A 21737-nucleotide genomic window follows, 5' to 3' on the forward strand; every position below is an offset into this window, starting at 1 on the left:
TTTCAAAGCGTTTATCTCAAAGAACTTGTCTCAAAGTACGGGTTGTAAAGAACCGACCTTAAAGAACCTTGGCTTCGTTTTTCAGTTTGTCGATCAGCTCGTCTACCGAGGCGACTTTGACGCCGCCCTTGCGCTCGGCGGGCGACTCTACTTTGAGCAGACTGACCTTGGAGGCGACCTCGACGCCGAAGTCGGCGGGGGTTTTCACATCCAGTGGCTTTTTCTTGGCCTTCATGATGTCGGGCAGCTTGGCGTAGCGCGGCTCGTTGAGGCGCAGGTCGGTAGTGACAATCGCGGGCAGCGTCAGCGCGATGGTTTGCAGACCGCCGTCGATTTCCCGTGTGACGTTGACTTTGTCACCATCGACCGCAACTTCCGAGGCAAAGGTGCCCTGGGGCAGGCCAGTCAGCGCGGCGAGCATTTGGCCGGTCTGGTTGTTGTCGGTGTCGATGGCCTGCTTGCCCAACACTACCAACCCTGGCTGCTCCTCTTCGACCACTTTGGCCAGTAGCTTGGCCACGGCCAGGGATTCGGCGCGCTCGTCAGTCTCAATATGAATGGCGCGATCCGCACCCAGCGCCAGCGCGGTGCGCAGCTGTTCCTGGGCCGCTTTGGGACCGACCGTCACGGCGACCACTTCCGTAGCAACGCCCTTCTCTTTCAAGCGCACCGCTTCTTCCACTGCAATCTCGCAGAAGGGGTTCATGGCCATTTTGACGTTGGTAAGGTCGACATCAGAATAATCTGCTTTGACACGAATTTTGACGTTGTAGTCGATGACGCGCTTCACCGCGACAAGTACTTTCATGAAAAATCCTTAGTGATATACATAAAAAGTGGATTAACCGACGACGCCGTCACTTTTAAATTGCGATAGTTGCTCTGGTGAAAGGCCAAGGTATTCAGTAAGCACATCATTCGTATCCTGCCCTAGCAGTGGTGCCGGCCTTTTATACTCTACTGGCGTATCAGAAAGATTAATTGGGCTCCCAACCATCTCGAAATCAGGATTCATGGGGTGGGGGATGTTGACTAACATGCCACGAGCATCCACTTGAGGCTCCGCTAATGCATCGGCAATGTTATTGATTAGCCCGACAGGCACTTTGACCTTACTTATCCTCTTAACCCAAGCGTCCGCTGTGTCGCGCTTGAAATGGTCCGATAGAATCTGAGTAATTACCGCTCTGTTTCTGACGCGATCTTCATTCTTTGAAAACCGGGGATCCACAGACAATTCGGGCAGTTCTATCGCATTGCACAATGCGGCAAACTGAGAATCGTTGCCACAGGCGATAATGAAATCCTTATCACTTGCATGGAACGAGTTGTAGGGCACGATATTGGCATGCGCATTACCGTAGCGGCCAGGTGATACGCCCGTACTTAGGTAGTTTTGGCTCTGATTACCCAATGCAGCCAGCTGTACATCCAGTAATGCCATATCGCAATGCTGACCACGCCCTGTTTTTTCACGAGCCAGTAGCGCTGCCTGTATAGCAATAACCGAATACAGGCCCGTCATAACATCGGTGACAGCCACGCCTACTTTCTGCGGGCCGCCACCCTGAACATCATCACGTTCACCAGTGATGCTCATCAACCCGCCCATACCCTGAATAATAAAATCATAGCCAGGCTCCTGCGCACGGGGCCCCGTCTGACCAAACCCCGTAATGGAGCAATAGACCAATCTCGGATTAAGGCTTGAAAGTGAGTCGTAATCCAGACCGTATTTCTTTAAGGAGCCAGCTTTGAAATTCTCTAACAGCACGTCGCTCTCGGCAGCCAGCGCACGTACAATTTCCTGACCTTTTTCGGTAGCAATATCGACAGCTACCGAGCGTTTATTGCGATTGGAGGACTGATAGTATGAGGTTTCCTGAGTATTTTTACCGTCAGCATTCTTCATGTAGGGGGGGCCCCAGGCACGAGTGTCATCCCCTCGCCCAATACGCTCCACCTTGACAACATCAGCACCAAGATCCGCTAGCACTTGGCTGCACCAGGGGCCCGCCAACACCCGGCTCAAGTCCAGTACACGAACTCCCGTTAGCGCTCCCATAGCACCCCTCTCTTTTGAACCAACATAATTCCTCTCCGACATCACCGAGCACCCGATGAGGGATGCAACAGAGATATACCAAGCATGGCACGACGGCGCAGCCAAGGGCTTGGCCGATACCGTGGGTCTCCCGTCAATGCGTGGATACGCGTGAGTATGCCAAGTAACCGTTTCGGTTCTAGGGCATCTCCCCACGCCAGCGGGCCTTGGGGATAGTTGAGCCCGAGCCTGACGGCATTATCGATATCGGCAGGCGTGGCAATCTCACGCTGGGCAATATCGCAGGCCAGGTTCACCACTGCGGCAAGCACCCGCTGAGAGACAAATCCCACACTGTCACGGATCACCGTTACGCAGGTACCGTCTGAAGCAAATAACGCATGCGCTACGTCGCGCATTTCATGCCGGGTGACCGGCGTCACCATCAGCGTACGATGACGCTCAAGGCCCATGAGCGCATCAAGACAGACAGTGCGCTCTGGATCGGTACCGAAGTACGCACTCGCACTCACTGCATCATCACCAAAGGGCAGCAATATGCAGAGCGCTTCCTCCGAGGGTGAAGCCGTTTGCTCGACTCGTCCGCCAAGCGACGCTAACAATGATGCCACGTGCGTATGCAGGTCGGTGTCATCGCATCCCACCCAGACGGGCGGTAGGTCAGCGATGTCAGGCACCGGCTGAGGTGTCGACGCCTCGACTTTTTGTCCTTTTTCATAGCGATAAAAGCCAACACCCGTCTTGCGGCCCAAGCGGTTACCTTTCAACATCTGACGGGATATATAAGACGGACGGTAACGCGGATCGTGATAGAACTGCGTGAAGATCGCCTCCATCGCAGGATGGGACACATCCAGGCCGGTGAGATCAAAAAGCTCAAGCGGCCCCATCCGGAACCCAGCCTCTTCGCGAAGAATCCGGTCGATATCCTCAATAGGCGCTACTCGCTCCTCAAGAATTTTCAAACCTTCTGTGCTGTAAGCACGTCCCGCGTGGTTGACGATGAAGCCAGGGGTGTCTTGGGCACGCACGCCAGTATGGCCGAGTCGGGTTGCCAGCTTAAGCAACGTGTCGACGACAGCTTCATTAGTATCGATGCCCCCGACCACCTCAATCACCTTCATCAACGGCACGGGATTGAAGAAGTGGAAACCGGCCACTCGATCACGACAATTCAAGTCAGCGGCAATCGATGTGACCGAGAGTGAAGAAGTGTTAGTCGCCAAAATACACTCTCGGTCAACAATTGCTTCCAGATCAGCGAATAGCGCTTGCTTGATTCCCAGATCCTCAACAATTGCCTCGATCACCACGTCGCAATCTGCCAAAGCCGGCAAAGATTCGACGACAGAAAGATGAGATAACGCCACCTCAGCCGATTGCCGAGTTATTTTGCCCTTACCCACTAGTTTATCGAACGTTGCCTTTAGGCCATCACGAGCCTTGTGGGCTGCCCCTTCATTCTTGTCAAACAGCACAACATTCAGGCCAGACTGGGCAGCAATTTGGGCGATCCCCGCCCCCATCACGCCGGTTCCGACAATGCCTAGCCGGTTCACGTCTCTCGCCATTACGACGCTCCTCGATAGTTCGGTTTGCGCTTCTCGACAAAAGCAGCGGCCCCTTCCTTCTGATCCGCCGTGTCAAAAAGCATCTGGAAAGCTTTCCGTTCAAGAACCAAGGCACTCTGCAAAGGCAAATCTTCGCCCGTGAGGACTGTGTCCTTAATGTGCTCTAGTGCCAGTGCTGGCAAACGAGCAATTTCTTTAGCCAGTGTCTTTGCGCGTTCCAACGTTTGATCGTCGGCCACCACCTCGCTTACCAAGCCCATGCCAAACGCCTCGGGGGCCGGCACCATGCAGCCGGTCATCAGCATACGCATGGCCTTAAATTTGCCGACGGCTCGAACCAATCGTTGCGTCCCACCAGCGCCGGGCATCAAACCAAGCTTGACCTCCGGCTGTCCGAACTGAGCAGACTCTCCAGCAACGATGATGTCGCAGTGCATGGCAAGCTCACAGCCACCTCCTAAAGCGAATCCGTTGACCGCCGCTATGACAGGCTTGGAGCAGTGCGCGATCGGCTCCCAAAAGCGCTCATTGTGTCGTAAATACATTTCGGTCGGAGAGGCAGTGGCAAACTCCTTCACGTCAGCACCGGCTACAAATACCTGCTCGCCTCCCGTCAGCACGATGGCTCTAACTTCGTCATCTTGGCTTAAAGATAAAAACATCTCGGCAAGCTGACACCGAACAGCACCGTTGAGGGCATTCTTGGCATCTGGGCGATCGATTCGAACCACCGCCACTCCATCATCAAGCGAAGCAAGATAGACCTCGGCGGGCGACTGTTTGTCCGTCATATAAACCTCGTCATTATGTCTGCACTGCGAACATTTGTTTTGCTAATGAGGTTATTTTTACACAGCTTATCGAACAGCTGTCAATTAGGCCAAAACAGTCTTAATAAAAAAACCCTATTAATCAAATTGTTATGCTAAAAAAGTTTTTTTATATCTTGCATAGATATTAAAATAAAAAGTCCGCACTGCGGACTTTTAGTCTGCATACTTGACATACCTTCATCGGTAATCGCAAAATCGATTCAATAAGCAAACCACGAGTGGAGCATAACTCGGTGAAGACAACAGACAGTCAGGGTGACTATCAGATCGTGGTGGACCCGATGAACACAGCAGGCGAGCAGGAGGAGGACCGGCAGTTTGTGACGGCGCTGGCCAGAGGGCTTGAGCTATTACGCTGCTTTACGCCCAGCGAAAGCGCCCTTAGCAATCTTGACCTAGCGAAGAAGTCGGGTTTGCCGCGCCCTACCGTCAGTAGGCTTACCCACACGCTAGCTCGACTGGGCTATCTGCGCCCTTTGCAACGTGGGAAATACCAGTTGGATGTGGGCGTCATGTCCTTTGGCTATTCGATGATATCCAACCTACCAGTTCGCGCGATTGCCCAACCCTTGATGGTAAACCTTGCTAACGAGGTGGGTGCAACGGTGGCCATGTCCGCCCGTGACCGACTGGACATGGTTTATCTCGACGTGGTCCAGAGTGCTCTTCGCTCTACTATCCGTCGTCAGATCGGTACACGCCTGCCCATCCACCAGAGTTCGGCGGGCCGCGCATGTCTCGCTGCCATGCCTACTCAAGAGTCTGATGTGATGATGAATCACCTGCGGGACTTGAACCCTACAGAGTGGCCAGCCATTCGAAGATCATTGGAGCGTGCTTTTCGGGACTACGCTGATCACGGTTACTGCCTATCGATTGGTGAATGGCAACGCAAGGTTAATGCCGTTGCGGTGCCCCTCCATCATCCCCAGCTTGGAGTTCTCGCGTTCAATTGTGGTGGCCCCGAATTTCAGATATCACGTGAAAAGCTGGAAGAGTCTATCGGGCCGCAGCTAGTGCAACTGGTCAACGATATAAAGACCCAAATCTCATAAGCCACACCACATTTTCCGACGTACAAATTCATATCAAGAGGCACGCACATGATTCGTGATCAGGAAACCATGCAGCTCCTGCTCGACTCCATCCGTAGTTTTGTTCAAGAAGAGCTGATTCCACGTGAGGAAGAAGTTGCTGAAAGCGATGACATCCCCGAGGACATCGTTTCACAAATGCGCGATATGGGGCTCTTCGGCCTCACCATCCCCGAGGAGTTCGGTGGACTTGGGGTGACCATGGAAGAAGAAGTCAATATCGCGTTCGAGCTTGGACGGACATCTCCCGCCTTCCGCTCTTTCATTGGCACTAACAACGGTATTGGCTCAATCGGCATCCTGGTCGACGGCACCGATGAGCAAAAGGCCAACTACCTCCCCCAGCTAGCCAGCGGCGATATCATAAGTTCATTCTGTCTAACCGAGCCTGACTCAGGTTCGGATGCGGCCTCACTGCGCACAACGGCGGTGAAGGATGGCGATGACTACTTGATCAACGGCACCAAGCGCTACATCACGAATGCGCCACATGCTGGCATCTTCACCGTCATGGCACGCACGAATGTCGAGATCAAGGGTGCCAAGGGCATCAGTGCATTCATCGTAGAAGCCGATACCCCCGGCATTACTATCGGTAAGCGCGATAAGAAGATGGGCCAAAAAGGCGCTCATACTGCGGATGTTATCTTCGACAATGTGCGGGTACCCACCAACGCACTGATTGGCAAGCAAGAAGGAGTGGGGTTCAAGACCGCCATGAAGGTTCTGGACAAGGGTCGCCTGCACATTGCCGCCATTGCGGTCGGCGCCGCTGAGCGAATCCTAGAGGACTCTCTACGCTTCGCCATGGAACGCAAACAATTTGGCACCCCCATTGCCGAGTTCCAGCTGATCCAAGGCATGCTGGCCGATTCCAAAGCCGAGATTTATGCTGCCCGCTGCATGGTGCTCGATGCCGCTCGCCAGCGCGATGATGGCCACAACGTCAGTACCGAGGCCTCTTGCGCCAAGATGTTCGCAACGGAAATGTGTAGCCGTGTGGCCGACCGTGGTGTTCAGATTCATGGCGGCGCTGGCTATATCAGCGACTATGCCGTTGAGCGGTTTTACCGTGATGTGCGCCTGTTCCGGCTCTATGAGGGGACGACTCAAATTCAGCAGGTGATCATTTCGCGTAACATGATCCGCAACGCCCAATAATAAGCACACACAGCGCTCCCTACTTGTGCCAAGGTCCCTTGCCGATCCGCTATGCTATTTGGCAAGGACTTGCGCACAAGCCGGAGCTTGAAACCAGCGAAGTACTTGACCCCCTCAGCTTGCTAATCGAAAGAGGACGGCGGCCATCATCAACGATGTCGCAAGAAATGCGCCATTCCAACGCAGGCCGATCTGTCCCGCCGTCATCCCTGTAAAACGTGACATGATCATCATCGCGGCCGTGAACGGCGACGACACCATCGTCAACGACCAGCCCGACAGCATCGCAGCCGCCAGCAGCGGCAACGACACGTTTTCCAGCCCCACTTGGGCCACCATACTGGTCAAGAAGGTCACACTGATAATCGGATTAACGCCGACCTGAGCAAGAATAACGATCAGCATGAGCACGACTGCCGGCAACCAGTTGCCAAGGGCAACAAGCAGGGAGGCCACCCCGCCCAGTTGGGCAGGATCAAGCAGCGCCACGCTGAGGTAGCCGAGATAGGCCCCCGAGCCCAGCGCCACGACTTCATTACCAATGCCACCCAACACCTCAGGCAAGCGACGGGCTAGCATGACAGTAGCGGGCCCAATGCCCGCATAGCTAATGCCACGACACTGCCAAGCCAGCCAAATCCAGGCTCCCAAAGGGACACCAATCACAACCGCCTGAGGCAACCGTAGCGAAAGCACCGTTGCAAGCGCAAAAACCAGCATCACTAACGCAAGCAGCATCAAGCTAAAAGCTGCCAGCGGCATCAGTGAGGGCCGTGCGACTAGCGCTACCTGCGCTCTTGGGGGAGGCCCTGCAACGTGATCACAGGCCCAGCCCAACAGAAATAGAATGATGGCCGACAACAATACGTAGGGAAAGAGCTCACCCCAGGTCAGCGTTTCAAGATTAGCCAAAACGACCGCGACACCGATACCTAGTGGAGAAACCAGCGGCGCCAGGGTGAAACCGCGCAAGGTTGCCAGAAGCATGCGTCGGCGACGCACCTCTTGCAGCCACACTCTCCCCTGAGCTGAGCCAAGAGTGTTGGACTTGTCGATCATCGACATGAACAAGTTCAACACACCGAAGTTGAGCACGATTCCGAAAAGGGTGGAGCCCAATGAAAGGATCGGATAACGCCAGGTGGGTGGCTGCAACAGCAGGCTATGACCGCAGCGACGGATGAGTCTTGAACGGTAAGCTGGCAGGCGAAGCACCGCAAGTGCCGTCATGAACGCCGCCAGGAATACAAAACCACCTGCCGCCTCATGGAGCACAGCCCAAAGTGAAGGGAGTCTCCATAGAGCAAAGAACGAAGCTACGACACAGGCCAAAGCTAACATGCGCGCCATCAAGCTGAAACGCGGCCAGCCTAGCATTAGAAAGCCCGTCAACAGAAGTTGAGCCAAGCTTTCGGCCCACGTTACACCACTCAATAAATGCACTACAGCCAGCACTGCCACACCAGCGAGCAAACGGCTAGACCAGACGTTTGCAACTGATTCATGTCTGCCGAGATGCATGGTTGTCCCCACCTCCCTGATATAAATCGAGCCGACCCCCACCAAGAAGTCGGCTCGATTTACTTGAGCCTTAAGCCCACCCCGCGGGCTTAAGGAAAGTCGCCATTTATAGCAAGGCCCGCAGCGTCAAGTGCCCGCCTCTGACTCATTGGCACTTTGTTTCGCTTTGTGTCGTGAAGAAATAAAGCGATAAATGGCCAGCAATATAGAGCCTACTGTTAGGGCAATAAAGAACCAGGTGATCGGGCCACGTACGAAAATCGACAGGTCGTTAGAACCGATCAGCAGTGATCGTCGCAAGTTGTCCTCGAACATCGGCCCCAAAATGAAACCAATTAGGAAAGGGGCAGCCGGAATACCCGTACGATTAAACACATAGCCCATAAGCCCAAACGCCAACATTAACCAGACATCGAATGTGTCGTTATTGACCGCATAAGCACCGTATATGCAGAACATCAATACGATAGGAAACAGAATCGACTTGGGGATATCCGCGATCAGGGAGAAGTAGCGGATTGCTGCACTACCCACGAACAATAGGATCACTGAACTGAGCATGATACCTAGGAAGAGGGCATAGATAAGCGACAGATTTTCCTGGAACAGGAGTGGACCCGGGGTCAATCCATGTACCATGAAGGCGCCCAAGATAATGGCGGTGATCACATCACCAGGGATACCTAACGACAATAGTGGGATCAGTGTGGCCCCTGCTACACCATTGTTACCCGCCTCAGAAGCAGCTACACCTTCTATTTCTCCCTTGCCAAAACGTTCTGGGTGGGGCGAACGACGCTTAGCATCACTATACGAGATAAAGGCAGCAGCAGTAGCACCGGTGCCCGGAATCGCACCAATAATCACACCGATCAAGCTGCCGCGCACGATGCTTTTAAGGCTGCGTTTAAGCTCAACGAAAGACACACCGGCACCGCTAGCCTTCGCCCGGATATGGGGCACCACCTTTTTACGATAAAACTCCATGATCTCGGGTATTGCGAAAAGGCCGATTAACAGAGGAATGAACGAGATGCTGTCCATCAAGTTGTAATTGCCAAAGGTCAGCCGCTGTGAACCAAACACAGAATCCAGCCCGACCAGTGAAAGCAAGATGCCTAGAAACGCCGCAATCAGACCCTTGATCATTGATCCACTGGCCAAGGATATGATGATGGTCAATGAAAAGCAGATCAGCCAGAAGAACTCCGGCGCGCCGAAATTAAGGGCGATTTTCGCCAAATAAGCGGCGAAAAAGATCAGTGCAATGTTAGATATAAAATCCGCGATTACCGATGAGTAGAGCGCCATCTTTAGCGCCTTCTTTGCCTCGCCCTGCTGAGCTAGCGGATAACCATCTAGTAATGTACAAGCCGACGCAGGCGATCCAGGTGTACGGATTAAGATCGCCGTAATAGATCCACCATACATACCGCCCTTGTAAATACCTACCAACAACAGTATGGCCGCCACCGGCTCCATTGAAAAAGTAAACGGTAGCGCCAACGCCACTGCCATCGTGGCCGTGAGGCCCGGGATGGAGCCAACGGTCACGCCAATTATCACACCTATAGCTATTGCCAAGAAATTCTCTGTGGCCAGAAATAGCTGCAGTACTTCTGTAATATTATCCATAAGTCACCAGATCTTGAGAGATGGCCGCTGGTTCAGAACGGCAACATCGGCAGCGGTACGTTCATGACCTCGGTAAACAGTAGCGTAATGCCTACAGGGAAGACGATGGCTAGACTGTAGACCCATAAAGTACGCACTGGATGAGCAATGAACAGTATGAAGGTGGCGAGGATCCCGCTAATTATCGCTCCCAACATCTCGAACAAACCTGCGTAGACAACCAGGGCCACGACCATCAGGATAAAGCGTAACCACGCACCACGCTCGAAGCGGCGCCCACTATCCTCAGCATCATCAGCAACTAATACACCCTGGACGATCATTAGCAGAGAAAACACCAACAGCAGCCAGCCAACGATGGTCGGCAGCCAACGCGGCGACATCATCGGATTCTGCATGATAGGCGGCTGGCCAATGTAGTTGGGAATTAGGTAGAACAGCAGAAGCAGGGCAAAGCCCAGCAATATAACCCCAGCGACCACATCCCACGAATCTTTGATCAGCGTGCCACTAGTAGAGTGCGACTTCGTCATCGGGGGTTCCCTCTCGACGTAAAAAGCTCCGGAAGTAAACCAACTGAGGCGAGGGTGTACCCCTCGCCTCATCATGCAGTGTATTCAACAATGAATTACTCTTGGCGAATACCCGCTTCAGCCGCTACTCCATCCCAGCGGGCTACTTCCTCAGCGATGAACGCTTTGAACTCGTCACCAGCAACAGTGCCCGGCTCGGCGCCCAACTGATCAACGAAGCTAGTAAACTCTTCACGCTTCATTACTTCCTGCAGTGCTTCTTGCATGACCGTCATGGCTTCTTCCGGAAAGGACTCATGAGCAATCAGACCAAACCAAGCGGTAGTGGTGAACTGATCAAGGTTATGTTCACCGGTTTCTTCTAGGGTCGGCACGTCGGGCAAGTACTCGGAGCGCTCAGCGGAAGTAACCGCCAGCGCTTTCAGATCACCAGACTGAATATGCGGGAAAACAGTGGGCATGTTCTCGAAAGAGACGTCGACATCTCCGCCCAATAGCGCAGGTAGGGCTGCACCACTACCAGCGAAAGGCACTGCCGTCATATTAGTACCGGTCAGAGTCTTGAAAAGCTCACCTGACATATGGATAGAGCTTCCCACACCACTGTGGCTAAAGGTCATATTCTGCTCTTTAGCTGCCTCGACAAACTCCAATACGTTGTTATAGGGGCTATCAGCCGGAACCACCATGACGTTGGGAATGTCGATCATGTTCTGAATGAACACGAAATCTTCGACAGGATCATAGGTAAGATTGGGGTAAATGGCAGCACCGATGGCGTGACCTGGTGAAGCCATCATAATTGTATGGTCAACGTCTCGACCGCCGCGAGCCAAACGACCAGTAGCCACTGTAGAGCCGGCACCAGGTCGATTCTCCACCACAACGTTTGCATCGAGTTCTTCCTGTAGCAGGTTAGCGACACGACGTGATAGCACATCGGTGGTACCACCCGGCGCATAAGGAACTATAAGACGCACGTCGTCAGTGGGCCAGTCCTGAGCCTGGGCAGTAGACACCGAGAGGGAAAGTGCAGCAGCACCGCAGGTGGCTAATGCTAGGACATTGAGTAGCTTGTTCATAATTACCCCTGAGCTAATAATTGTTTACTATGCGTACATTTATTCGCAATACGTTCATAGGTTACTTGGAAAGAGCGAAAGCCAGGTATCCAACTTTAGTTTTACATCGTAAATTTTTTATTTGAGTACTAACTAATACACTGGAGCCAGTTCGCTACACTCACTCTCTGGAAGAGAGTTTTTAAGCTAAAATTTTAATTAATTCATAAACGCTTTTTAGTGATTAGCACCTATACAGTTGCCACTGGAGTAACCGGTGAGCCAATCGCACCTGGCAAGCGCAAAGGTGGAGCCGTCAGTAAGAAACGATTACGCCCTCGACTATGTAGCCAATCTGCCAGGTCTTTCAGGTACCAGAGTTCAGCCAGGGGCAAACCTAGCTTGAATAGGCAATGGAGATGCAGCGGAAGTTTAGAGCAACAGTCAGGTTCCAGTTCGCGATCAAGGTTCTCTACCGCGTAGTTATCAGCACAGATCGCCGCGATACCACTCGAGGTAATCCACTCAAGTAGCGCCGGATCACTGCCATCAAGTACTGCCCCAGTGTTTTTTAGAACGTCCGGCTGGGGCGTTCCCTTCATGTCTAGCAATGCTTCGGAAAACCCTGTGCGCAATACCAGCATATCACCTTGCTCCAACACTACGCTCTGCTGTTCCAGCGCCTCAAGCAGCTCTCTGTACCCTATCAACGTTCTTCCCGAACCGAAGGCTCGCACCAGGTCCACTAAAACACCCCGGCCCTGCATGCCATGCGCGGCCAGTGTCTCGATGCCAAGGCGTCTGGCATAGGAATCGTGACGTTGGGAAGGCTCTCCGCTTAAATCCAGCACATCTTGCGCCGCCATGTAGCCATTGTAATAGCGCCGCTCAGGCGAGCCGTCGTCATCACCATCGAAAAGAGCTCCCACATGGGCCAAGGAGTCCCACTGAGTGGAATACTGCAACGATAGCTGGACTTTGATGATGTCGTTCAGCTTGGGGTTATGAGTGGAGAGGGGAAAGTTGATGTACTGGTCTTCATCGAGCGCCGTCGGGGTCAATTTCGGTGGTGAACGGCGAGGGTTCAGTACTTTCCCACCGGGGATATCCAAGGGCAGAGACAAGCAGAACGTTACGCCCTCCTGGACTTCCTTGACGCCTTTGAGGACCTGCTCTGTCCCGATCAAGTTGACACGCCCCAATTGATCATTGGGCCCGAAATCTCCCCAATTGCTGCCTTCGGGACGTTTCTTCCAGCGCGGCTGATTCATGGTTCATCTCCATGTGAGTCTTGCGCAGCGAGTTCAATGATGCGCTTCAGTTTGCTCCGCTCATGCGCCTGGTGACGCGCAAGCGACTCGTCGCTCCAGCGGTAAAACCCTCGCCCTACCTTGGCACCTAGACGCCCCTCGGCCACATACTCTTCAAGAAGCGCTGCAGGCTGCTGACTTGCATCGAGATCTGGATAGAGATATCGAGCAATATGCAGATGTGTGTCTAGCCCGTTGAGATCGCGCTGACACAAGGGGCCATTCAAAGCCAGCCGCACACCGATGGAGTACTGCACGATGTCATCCAGCGCTTCAGCCTCTACCACGCCTTTCTCCAGCAGGGAGAGACATTCACGCATGACCGCATGCTGGATCCGGTTGGCAACGAAACCGGGCACGCAAGTCTTCAACACCGCTGGCCGTTTTCCCAACTGCGTCAGCCAACCGCAAGCCTTTTCCACTGTCTCAGCCTCAGTGTGGCTACCGGGAACGACTTCCACAGTGGGCACAATGTCCGCGGGGTTAAAGAAGTGAGTCCCCACGAATCGTTGCGGAACGTGCATGGTGCTGCCTATTTCGTCGATCGGTATCCCCGACGTATTGGTCATGATGATGGTGGTGTCATTCACGCTGGCCTCGATTTGCGCCACGACCTTCTGTTTGACCTCGACATTTTCGGTCACGCTCTCAATGACGAAATCGGGGACCTCCGTCATCTTCAAATCCGTGTCGAAGCAAGTCGTCGCCGCATAGGTTGCTAAACGCTGACGGCTGGTCTCCAACACATGCGGATTGGTATCCACAACGGTGACCTTGACACCATTCACCGCCATCAACTTGGCCAGTGTGGTGCCCATGGTGCCAGCACCCACCACGACTGCTCGCAAAGCTTTTTGTTGCATCAGCTCTCTCCCCTAGCCCGGAATGGCGACTTATCTCAAACGGCATAGACAAATGTCGCATTGAATAAAATGATTCGCAGGTTAAATATAATCTCACAATACGAACTTATGTACGCTATGCGCACACAATAAACCATGACCAACACACCTACAATAAGAGGCCGCTTTCTATGAGTGCGCTGGCTAATTTCTTCACTAGGCTCGTTAACCGGTACATGCCTGACCCCCTGGTCATCGCTATCCTCCTGACCGTACTCACTATGCTCCTGGCGGTGCTAGTTCAAGGCACTAGCCCGCTGAATGCGGTGCGTTACTGGGGCGATGGCTTCTGGGATCTGCTGGCCTTCAGCATGCAGATGACGGTCATCCTTCTGGCAGGCTATATCCTCGCCAAGACGCCTTTGGTGGATGGTGCTCTCAACCGCCTCGCCGCACGCGTCAAGACACCGTTCATGGCGATTGTCGTCGCCACCCTGGTGGGCGGCATTGGCAGCTGGCTGAACTGGGGGTTCGGCTTGGTAATAGGCGGCATCGTGGCTCAGAAGCTGGCACTCAACGTAAAAGGCTTACACTACCCCCTTGTGATCGCCGCGGCGTACTCGGGTTTCGCCCTTTATGGCATCGGCCTGTCAGGCAGTGTCCCGCTGCTGATCGCCACTGAGGGGCATTTTCTTCAAGATGCCATCGGCCTGATCCCATTAAGCGAAACGATTTTCTCGCCCATCCTCTTAATCACCAGTGCTCTGATTCTGCTCACCTTGCCTTTCTTCAATGCTTGGCTGCACCCCAAGCTGGACAAGGATATCGTTGAAATCGACCCAAGCACTGTCGCAAAGCCTACTGCAGCGCCCTTACCAGGCGACGTGAAAGTCACCATTGCAGAGCGCTTGAATCGTAGCCGGGTGGTAGGTATCGGCATTGGCTTGCTGGGCATGCTGTATATAGCGCTGTACACAGTCGACGGGGGCTCGCTGAACCTCAACACTGTCAACTTCGCCTTTCTGTTCCTGGGGATACTCCTTTTTGCATCACCAGCCAACTACTTGGCCGCACTGGCTGACGGGATCCGCATCGTCTCGGGTATTATCGTGCAATACCCTTTCTACGCGGGGATCATGGGAATTCTGGTGAGCTCAGGTCTGGTGGTTTCGTTTGCGAATACCTTCGTTGATATCTCCAGTGCCCAAACCTTGCCTATTTGGTCATTCATCAGCGGTGCCATCATCAACCTGCTGGCACCATCCGGCGGCGGTCAATGGGCTGTCCAGGGTCCGGTCATGGTGCAAGCCGCCACTGAAATCGGCGCTTCCCAAGCGGCCACCGCGCTCGCCGTGCAGATTGGCGACCAGTGGAGCAACATGATCCAGCCGTTTTGGATCCTCCCGGTACTGGCCATTTCCGGTTTGAAGTTGCGCGATGTGATGGGCTATATGGTGTTGATCCTGATCTACCTGGGAATCATCTACGGCAGCGCCATGCTTATTTGGGGCTACCTCAGCGCTTAACCAAATTTACTAACCGAGGTTTGCAAATGCCTTTTTTGATAGAGACCTTCGACAAGCCCGATCTCCAGGCCTTGCGCCTGGAGGTACGTCAACAACATCTAGAATATCTGGATGCCAACGTGGATATTCTGCTGGCCTGCGGGGCCAAGCTCTCCGATGACGGTGAAACGGCATCAGGCGGCATCTACCTGCTCGACCTGGACAGTCGAGAGGAAGCTGAGCGATTTATTGAGGGCGACCCATTGCACCAAGCGGCACTATTCGACGAGGTCAAGATCGTGCGTTGGCGGCAGGCCTACCTGAACCGAAAGAACACCCTTTAGGGCAGGCACAATCTTATCGCGACAATACAATGGAGAAATACGATGTTGTTTCATGTAGAAATGGTAGTAAAGCTCCCGCCCGACATGCCGGCCGATCAAGTGGCTGACATCAAAGCAAGAGAGAAAGCCTACTCACAAGGGCTACAACGACAGGGTAAATGGCGCCATCTATGGCGAGTCGCCGGCAGTTACGCCAACGTCAGCATCTTCGACGTCAATGACAACGACGAACTGCAAGAAGTCATCAGCGGCTTACCCTTGTTCCCCTACATGGATATCCAAGTAAAACCGCTATGCCGCCATCCCTCCTCAATACGTGAGGACGACACATAACTAAGCCCCATTGCCTCGCTGTACTGTCGGCGAGGCTGACTTTCCTACCAACCTCATACTCAATCACCGTCCCTATGCCGAGGAACTCTAATGAGTCAAGACGCCGCTCAAAGCCAAGCAAATCAAATCCACTGCGCTGTAGTGACTGGCGGGGCGAGAAACATCGGCCAGGCGATCGCCTTGCGTTTACAGAAAGATAACTATCGCGTGGTTGTGGTGGATATCGTCGAACCCGAAGCCCAATCACTGCAAGCGGATTCCCACCAAGTCGACCTTTCTGATGCCGATGCGACTCGCCGTGTTATGTTGGATATTTCCGAGCGTTTTCAGGTGACACGACTGATTAACAATGTCGGCATTGTTGCCCCGGCACTGATTGAAGAAGCACAGCTTGAAGACTTCGACAAATTGATGCACCTGAATGTGCGTTCGGCACTGATCTGCACACAGTCGTTGTTGCCTAATATGAAGGCGAACGGTAAGGGGCGCATCGTTCTGAATACCAGCCGAGTGGTACTTGGAAAAGAGGCGCGCACCATCTATAGCGCCACTAAAGGAGCGCTACAATCTATGGCCAGAACATGGGCCCTAGAACTCGCTGAACACGGCATTACAGTTAATTGCGTTGCTCCTGGGCCTATTGCCACAAGCGCTTTCTGGCAAAACAACCCACCCGATTCTGAGCGCGCCCGACGCATAGTCGAAAATATTCCGTTAAAACGCATGGGCCAGCCTGAGGATGTAGCCCAGGCGGTAAGCTTCTTCTGCGACGAACATAGTGGATTCATCACTGGTCAGACGCTTTTCGTCTGTGGCGGTGTCACGGTCGGCTAGGTAAACAAGGTTCCTGATCACATGAACTATAGAAGTTATCTCCTGCTAGCCGCTAGAGAGCTTCTACAGCAATTCATCCAGAAGCAGGCCATTGGACAGCGAACTACCAAAACAATACGATCCTTGGTCAGCGTGCTTTGTGGGTAATAAAGGCACTGGCGATGTTTTTAACGAGCGTGACTAGCCTCTACAGCAACCACGAGGAAGTTTTCATAAGCTTAACGATCCACATGAATCGAGAAGCCTTGATAATCTCGCCTTCCTTCGTAACGCTGAGTTCAACATGAAGGCGTTCAGATTCGGCAATTTCGACTAGCGCATCCAGGCTAAAGTTGTGGATTTTTTCCGCGAATCAGGTCGTTTAGGCGTGGCTGCGTGATGTTCAGTCGCTTAGCGGCTTTACCCAACCATTCACCACATCGCTTACCTGACACATAAATAATGCCATGGTCAATCACGTGAGACACGACAGATGTTTCAGTCGGCGTCTCTGCAGGCAACATTGACACAGAGCAGGAAGAGCATTGGTTCAAAGCACGATCAATCGCCATGTATACTTCTTTCGGGTTGACTACTTTTTACGTACGGTAGATACAAGATTTGAACACAAACAGCTTAGTGGATAGAAAGCAGTGGCACACTCAGAATCTGCACCCACCGCTTATTGTATGTGCAGGTTATGAGAAAATCATCGACATCAAATTGGCCACACAGCGTGATTTTATAATGTCCAGTTTTAGGACCATTTTGACATTTGGTGGCAGTGCTATACCTGTGCTTCTAACAAACCATGGCGACCACCTAAGCTCCCGCTCATCTATTTACAGCATGATGAACTGCTAAAAGGCCTGAACGGGTTCATCTTTGGAAGTCAGCATGAGATCTGCTTATTAACGTAAACTGCCCATTGGAAATCAGACCTTTTCTGACGTCTTTTAAGGCGACTACCACTATCCCCCTCCGTCAGCCTAGTTGTCCACTCGGACTAGATGTCCCGCCATGGTGACATCGGCGACATTAGCCGATGTGGCGACCACACTGTAGGTCAGTCCGGTCACGGCATCGACACCAATATGGGCACTCATCTCCGGGTCGCGTTGTTTGGTCTTGTTCTTGGTGAAAGGCGCCGCCAAGCTGGAGGCGTCAACGATAGTGTCTCCTCGCATGAACAGCCCCTGTTCGGCCAGACTGGCGTGGATCTCCTTGAAGATCCGTTGGGTCAGGAGGTGATCCGTTAAATAAGAATTTTTACAATGACATTTAGTGATTTTATTTTAGACATTAGTCTATATAAAAATAACAACATTTACTTATATATATAAAAAATAATTTAATTTCATATGCTTACATTATTCATTGTGTGTCTAGCACTTCTCTAGAGTGATATTTCCTCATTTGACACAGGACACAATAGTCCTTTAACTTGAATTCATAAATCAAAAAGGCAATTCCGCCTAGCAAAACGAAAACAATTACTCTCACTGACCTATGAATATTAATAATTGCCTATTATCTTGCAGAATTGTTCTTGCAATTCCCTTACACGTCAGTGCCATCGGTTAGGGAAATAACATGGAACTACACTGCAACATGGCTTGAGTTGGCTAGAACACTGATTCAAGCTGTTATAAAGCTACATACTGCAGACCAAATAAGGTTAAAACAGAAGCAAAAATGCTATTGCTGAAAGCTATTAAACCATAATTATTGAAGTGACTGGTTGGGCGTTTCTTTCTCGGAATAAAAAAGGACAAAAAATGAGAGCAATCAAAAGGTTGTTAGACCGAATTAATCTAATATTAACTACATTAGGTGGGCTTGCCATCGCGCTTATGATGGTGCACATAACACTTGACGTTTTAATGAGATTTATTTTCAACAAGCCACTACCAGGAACTATAACCATAGTATCCCAATATTATATGCTTATTGCGGTATTTCTTCCGCTTGCTTACGCTGAACAAACAAAATCCCATATATCTGTAGAACTATTCACTGATCGCATGCCAATTCGAATACAACAACATCTAGCAGGGTGGATTTACTTAGCGTCTGCTGTCATGTGTTTTATAGTCACGGCAAGAACATGGGGAGAAGCCTTGGGAAGAATGGCATCCTCAACGTCAGTTATGCAGGGAGACTTTAATATTATAGTTTGGCCGACTTATTTCTTGCTGCCGATTGGCTTCTTTTTGTTTGGAATAACGCTTACATATAAATTTCTGCATTATATCATTAATAACTTTAAAGATAATACAGTGGAGGCGTTTGATGAATGAAGTTCAAGTAGGTATTGCGGGAATAGGAGTGCTGATGTTTCTTATTGCCCTGCGTGTACCAATTGGCATTGCTCTTATAAGCGTATCTTTTGTCGGTATCTGGCTTATTATGGGCTGGAATATAGCTTGGTCTTCCTTAAGTAATATTCCTTATAATTTTGCTTCAAGTTGGACATTAAGTTCAATACCAATGTTTTTGCTGTTAGGGTTTGTTTGTTATCATACGCAACTCACACAAGGGATGTTTAGAGCTGCAAGAATGTGGCTATCATCTTTACCTGGCGGGCTAGCTATTGCTTCTGTTTTTGGCTCCGCAGGATTTGCAGCCGTCTCAGGCTCGTCGGTAGCTTGCTCGGCTGCTATGGGGAGAATAGCCATTCCAGAAATGATTAAGTACAAATATAACCCTGAGTTAGCCACAGGAACGGTAGCAGTTGCGGGGACGATCGGTGCCCTTATTCCCCCATCAATTATCATGATCCTATATGGCATCATTGCTCAAGTACCGATTTCAAACCTATTCCTTGGAGGCATCACTGCAGGTCTTATAACTATGATTGGTTATATAGCAGTCATAGTTATTCGAGTAAAAATCAATCCTGAACTCGCACCTGATACAAATGAGAAAATACCAACGTCGGAAAAAATTCTTGCTCTCAAAGACACATGGCCAATTTTTGTTATTATGATTGGAATATTTGGGGGGCTCTTTAGCGGAGTATTTACGCCTACAGAGGCAGGAGCCGTTGGTACTTTCCTTGCTTGCATTGTAGCGTTGATCAAAAAAACAATGACTTGGAAGAATTTTCAAATAGCAATCCTTGAAACATTAGTAACGACATGTGCGCTCTTAATTATAGCGGTTGGCGCCAGCTTACTAACTAGGTTTCTTGCGCTATCTGGTGCTGGAAATTACATTTCCGATATGGTTATCGGAACTGATGCCACGCCAATTATTATAATACTGGGTATCGTGTTTATTTACCTATTGTTGGGCATGTTTCTAGAGCCTATTGGCGCTATGCTTTTGACGCTCCCCATTGTACTACCTATTATAGGCGCAACTGACTATAGCCTTATCTGGTTTGGTGTATTATTAACTAAACTTCTTGAGATAGGTATGATAACTCCACCCATTGGAATGAATGTATTCGTTATCAAAGGTGTAGTGAATAATCTAGTTACAACAACACAAATATTCAAAGGTATCATGTGGTTTTTACTGATGGACTTAGCTCTTGTGGCAATCTTTATCGCATATCCTCAAATATTAACTATATTACCCGACATGGCTTCTTAAGACTATTTCTTAGCAAGAAATATATTAAACAATGAAAAAAGGAGAGATGGTATGGAAGATGTAAAGGCTAATGACCACCTTATCATTAACAGTGGTTTTATTAATGGAAAGTGGGTTAATTCTAGCAATGGAAAAACATTTTCTATTAAAAATCCTGCTACTGGAGAAGTGATAACCGAAGTCCCAGACATGGGAAAAGCTGATACAGAAGAAGCAATTAAAGCTGCACATCAAGCTCTGAAAGAATGGAGAAAGCTAACAGGGAAAGAAAGATGTCAGATGTTAAAAAATTGGCATAAAGAGGTTATTGACAATATTGATGAGTTAGCATTATTGCTTACCATGGAACAAGGTAAATCAATACAAGAATCAAAAGCAGAAGTGTTGTCTTCAGCAGCTTTTATTGATTGGTTTTCTGCTGAAGCGATGCGCATTGTTGGGGATGTCCTCCCTGAAAGTGCTTCAGGAAGATTAGAATATGTAAGAAAAGAACCGATTGGTGTAGTTGCTGCGATTACACCTTGGAACTTCCCATCTTCAATGATTGCAAGGAAAGTGGCTCCTGCATTAGCAGCCGGTTGCACTGTGGTAGCAAAACCAGCCGAGGATACACCATTATCTGCTTTAGCTCTGGTTTTTTTAGCTGAAAAAGCCGGGATCCCAGCGGGTGTTATTAATATTGTAACAGCAAGTCATGGTGGCGAGGTTGGTGAGGAGTTATGTAAAAATCCTACAGTTAAGAAACTTTCGTTTACTGGCTCCACCGCAGTTGGGAAGCTTTTAATGTCTCAGTGTTCTGATACGGTCAAAAAGCTTAGTTTAGAATTAGGCGGTAATGCTCCTTTCATTGTTTTTGATGATGCGGACATAGATACAGCGGTCGCTGGCGTTATGGCTATTAAGTTTTATAATAATGGTCAAACATGTATATGTGCTAATCGCATTATTATTCACGAAAAAATTCATGATTTATTTATTAGCAAATTGAGCAACGCAATTGAAAATATGGTGATTGGGGATGGTCGTGATAAAAAAGTGACTCATGGTCCATTAATTAACAAATCAGCAATAGATAAAATCTCTAATCTTGTAACAGAAGCGAAAGCTAGTGGCGCTAAAGTTGTGACAGGTGGTAAAGCGGCACCAGAGATAGGTGGAAACTTTTACTTGCCAACTTTATTGACCAATTTAACAAGCGATATGAATATATTTAGTTGCGAAATTTTTGGCCCAATTGCAGCTATATATACATTTAAAGATGATGAGAATGCAATTCAGTTGGCTAACTCTACACCATATGGGCTTTCAGCCTATCTATACACTAATGATTACAGGAGAATACTCAGCGTAACTAAAGAGCTTGAGTATGGCATGGTAGGCGTAAATACACCAAAATTTGTCTCCGAAACAGTACCTTTTGGAGGAGTGAAGGAGTCAGGAATAGGAAGAGAAGGATCACATTATGGAATTGAAGAATTTCTTGAAATGCACTATGTGTGCATAGCATCTAACTAAG

20 protein-coding genes and 1 pseudogene are annotated in these 21737 nt (G+C 50.4%); 9 read left to right on the forward strand and 12 right to left on the reverse strand.

All coding sequences use genetic code 11. From position 1 onward, the window contains the following. Window positions 1–58 precede the first annotated feature (58 nt). Genes V8L70_RS14610 through V8L70_RS14625 form a run of 4 tightly spaced genes read right to left on the reverse strand, consistent with a single transcriptional unit; the run spans window position 59 to window position 4427 of the window. Window positions 59–808, reverse strand: a complete 750-nt coding sequence (locus V8L70_RS14610) for an electron transfer flavoprotein subunit beta/FixA family protein (RefSeq protein WP_074211365.1) — start codon at window positions 806–808, stop codon at window positions 59–61. A gap of 33 nt (window positions 809–841) precedes the next feature. Further along, complete coding sequence (locus V8L70_RS14615; protein ID WP_348534238.1) at window positions 842–2107, reverse strand: CaiB/BaiF CoA transferase family protein; 1266 nt, start codon at window positions 2105–2107, stop codon at window positions 842–844. Further along, on the reverse strand, window positions 2107–3636 hold the full coding sequence (locus V8L70_RS14620; protein ID WP_336269906.1) for a 3-hydroxyacyl-CoA dehydrogenase: 1530 nt from the start codon (window positions 3634–3636) through the stop codon (window positions 2107–2109). Before V8L70_RS14620 ends, V8L70_RS14615 begins: the two co-directional genes overlap by 1 nt. Beyond that, a complete protein-coding gene (locus V8L70_RS14625; protein WP_336269908.1) occupies window positions 3636–4427 on the reverse strand; it encodes an enoyl-CoA hydratase in 792 nt (263 codons plus the stop codon). The genes V8L70_RS14620 and V8L70_RS14625 overlap by 1 nt, the downstream gene beginning before the upstream one ends. 275 nt (window positions 4428–4702) lie before the next feature. Between V8L70_RS14625 and V8L70_RS14630 the strand changes: the two genes are divergently transcribed. Further along, on the forward strand, window positions 4703–5524 hold the full coding sequence (locus V8L70_RS14630) for an IclR family transcriptional regulator (RefSeq protein ID WP_197746068.1): 822 nt from the start codon (window positions 4703–4705) through the stop codon (window positions 5522–5524). Window positions 5525–5572: 48 nt separating this feature from the next. Beyond that, window positions 5573–6724 carry an acyl-CoA dehydrogenase family protein gene (locus V8L70_RS14635; RefSeq protein WP_336269909.1) on the forward strand — a complete coding sequence of 384 codons (1152 nt, stop codon included), beginning with the start codon at window positions 5573–5575 and terminating at the stop codon, window positions 6722–6724. A gap of 114 nt (window positions 6725–6838) precedes the next feature. On the opposite strand, the gene V8L70_RS14640 is transcribed toward V8L70_RS14635, so the two are convergent. The 6 genes from V8L70_RS14640 to V8L70_RS14665 all read right to left on the reverse strand — a co-directional run bounded on the left by V8L70_RS14640 (window position 6839) and on the right by V8L70_RS14665 (window position 13647). Next, window positions 6839–8245, reverse strand: coding sequence for a hypothetical protein (locus tag V8L70_RS14640; RefSeq protein ID WP_336269910.1), 1407 nt, complete (start codon window positions 8243–8245; stop codon window positions 6839–6841). A 126-nt stretch (window positions 8246–8371) separates the two neighbouring features. Continuing rightward, complete coding sequence (locus V8L70_RS14645) at window positions 8372–9880, reverse strand: tripartite tricarboxylate transporter permease (RefSeq protein WP_336269911.1); 1509 nt, start codon at window positions 9878–9880, stop codon at window positions 8372–8374. Window positions 9881–9912: 32 nt separating this feature from the next. Further along, window positions 9913–10413, reverse strand: coding sequence for a tripartite tricarboxylate transporter TctB family protein (locus V8L70_RS14650; protein WP_336269912.1), 501 nt, complete (start codon window positions 10411–10413; stop codon window positions 9913–9915). A gap of 95 nt (window positions 10414–10508) precedes the next feature. After that, window positions 10509–11495: a Bug family tripartite tricarboxylate transporter substrate binding protein gene (locus tag V8L70_RS14655; protein ID WP_336269914.1), complete on the reverse strand. Its 987-nt coding sequence runs from the start codon at window positions 11493–11495 to the stop codon at window positions 10509–10511. Window positions 11496–11725: 230 nt separating this feature from the next. Then, entirely contained in the window at window positions 11726–12745 is a 1020-nt protein-coding gene (locus tag V8L70_RS14660; protein ID WP_336269915.1) for a cyclase family protein, read from the reverse strand. After that, window positions 12742–13647, reverse strand: a complete 906-nt coding sequence (locus V8L70_RS14665; protein WP_336269917.1) for a 3-hydroxyacyl-CoA dehydrogenase NAD-binding domain-containing protein — start codon at window positions 13645–13647, stop codon at window positions 12742–12744. Before V8L70_RS14665 ends, V8L70_RS14660 begins: the two co-directional genes overlap by 4 nt. A 170-nt stretch (window positions 13648–13817) precedes the next feature. On the opposite strand from V8L70_RS14665, the gene V8L70_RS14670 reads away from it, so the two are divergent. From V8L70_RS14670 to V8L70_RS14685, 4 genes are all read left to right on the forward strand, one after another. After that, a complete protein-coding gene (locus V8L70_RS14670; RefSeq protein WP_336269918.1) occupies window positions 13818–15152 on the forward strand; it encodes a short-chain fatty acid transporter in 1335 nt (444 codons plus the stop codon). A gap of 26 nt (window positions 15153–15178) precedes the next feature. Next, window positions 15179–15475: a YciI family protein gene (locus tag V8L70_RS14675; protein ID WP_336269919.1), complete on the forward strand. Its 297-nt coding sequence runs from the start codon at window positions 15179–15181 to the stop codon at window positions 15473–15475. A gap of 42 nt (window positions 15476–15517) precedes the next feature. Next, window positions 15518–15808 (forward strand): muconolactone Delta-isomerase, encoded by a 291-nt coding sequence (catC, locus tag V8L70_RS14680; protein ID WP_336269920.1) that lies wholly within the window; start codon window positions 15518–15520, stop codon window positions 15806–15808. A gap of 90 nt (window positions 15809–15898) precedes the next feature. Next, window positions 15899–16642, forward strand: a complete 744-nt coding sequence (locus tag V8L70_RS14685) for an SDR family NAD(P)-dependent oxidoreductase (RefSeq protein ID WP_336269921.1) — start codon at window positions 15899–15901, stop codon at window positions 16640–16642. Between the two features lie 326 nt (window positions 16643–16968). Here the strand turns inward: V8L70_RS14685 and V8L70_RS14690 are convergent, their stop codons facing one another. Continuing rightward, window positions 16969–17193: a hypothetical protein gene (locus V8L70_RS14690; protein WP_336269922.1), complete on the reverse strand. Its 225-nt coding sequence runs from the start codon at window positions 17191–17193 to the stop codon at window positions 16969–16971. A 420-nt stretch (window positions 17194–17613) separates the two neighbouring features. Next, window positions 17614–17880 (reverse strand): annotated as a pseudogene (locus tag V8L70_RS14695) (transposase); the annotation flags it as partial. Between the two features lie 519 nt (window positions 17881–18399). Here V8L70_RS14695 and V8L70_RS14700 point away from each other — a divergent pair. From V8L70_RS14700 to V8L70_RS14710, 3 genes are read left to right on the forward strand one after another with little or no spacing between them, the layout of a single operon-like run. Then, window positions 18400–18921 (forward strand): TRAP transporter small permease, encoded by a 522-nt coding sequence (locus tag V8L70_RS14700; RefSeq protein WP_336269923.1) that lies wholly within the window; start codon window positions 18400–18402, stop codon window positions 18919–18921. Then, window positions 18914–20221 carry a TRAP transporter large permease gene (locus tag V8L70_RS14705; RefSeq protein WP_336269924.1) on the forward strand — a complete coding sequence of 436 codons (1308 nt, stop codon included), beginning with the start codon at window positions 18914–18916 and terminating at the stop codon, window positions 20219–20221. The genes V8L70_RS14700 and V8L70_RS14705 overlap by 8 nt, the downstream gene beginning before the upstream one ends. 51 nt (window positions 20222–20272) lie before the next feature. Next, the gene (locus V8L70_RS14710; RefSeq protein WP_336269925.1) at window positions 20273–21736 is read left to right on the forward strand and encodes an NAD-dependent succinate-semialdehyde dehydrogenase; all 1464 of its coding nucleotides are present in this window, start codon (window positions 20273–20275) and stop codon (window positions 21734–21736) included. Window position 21737: the final 1 nt, after the last annotated feature.

This window comes from Vreelandella arctica, assembly GCF_037070215.1.
Lineage (GTDB): Bacteria > Pseudomonadota > Gammaproteobacteria > Pseudomonadales > Halomonadaceae > Vreelandella > Vreelandella arctica.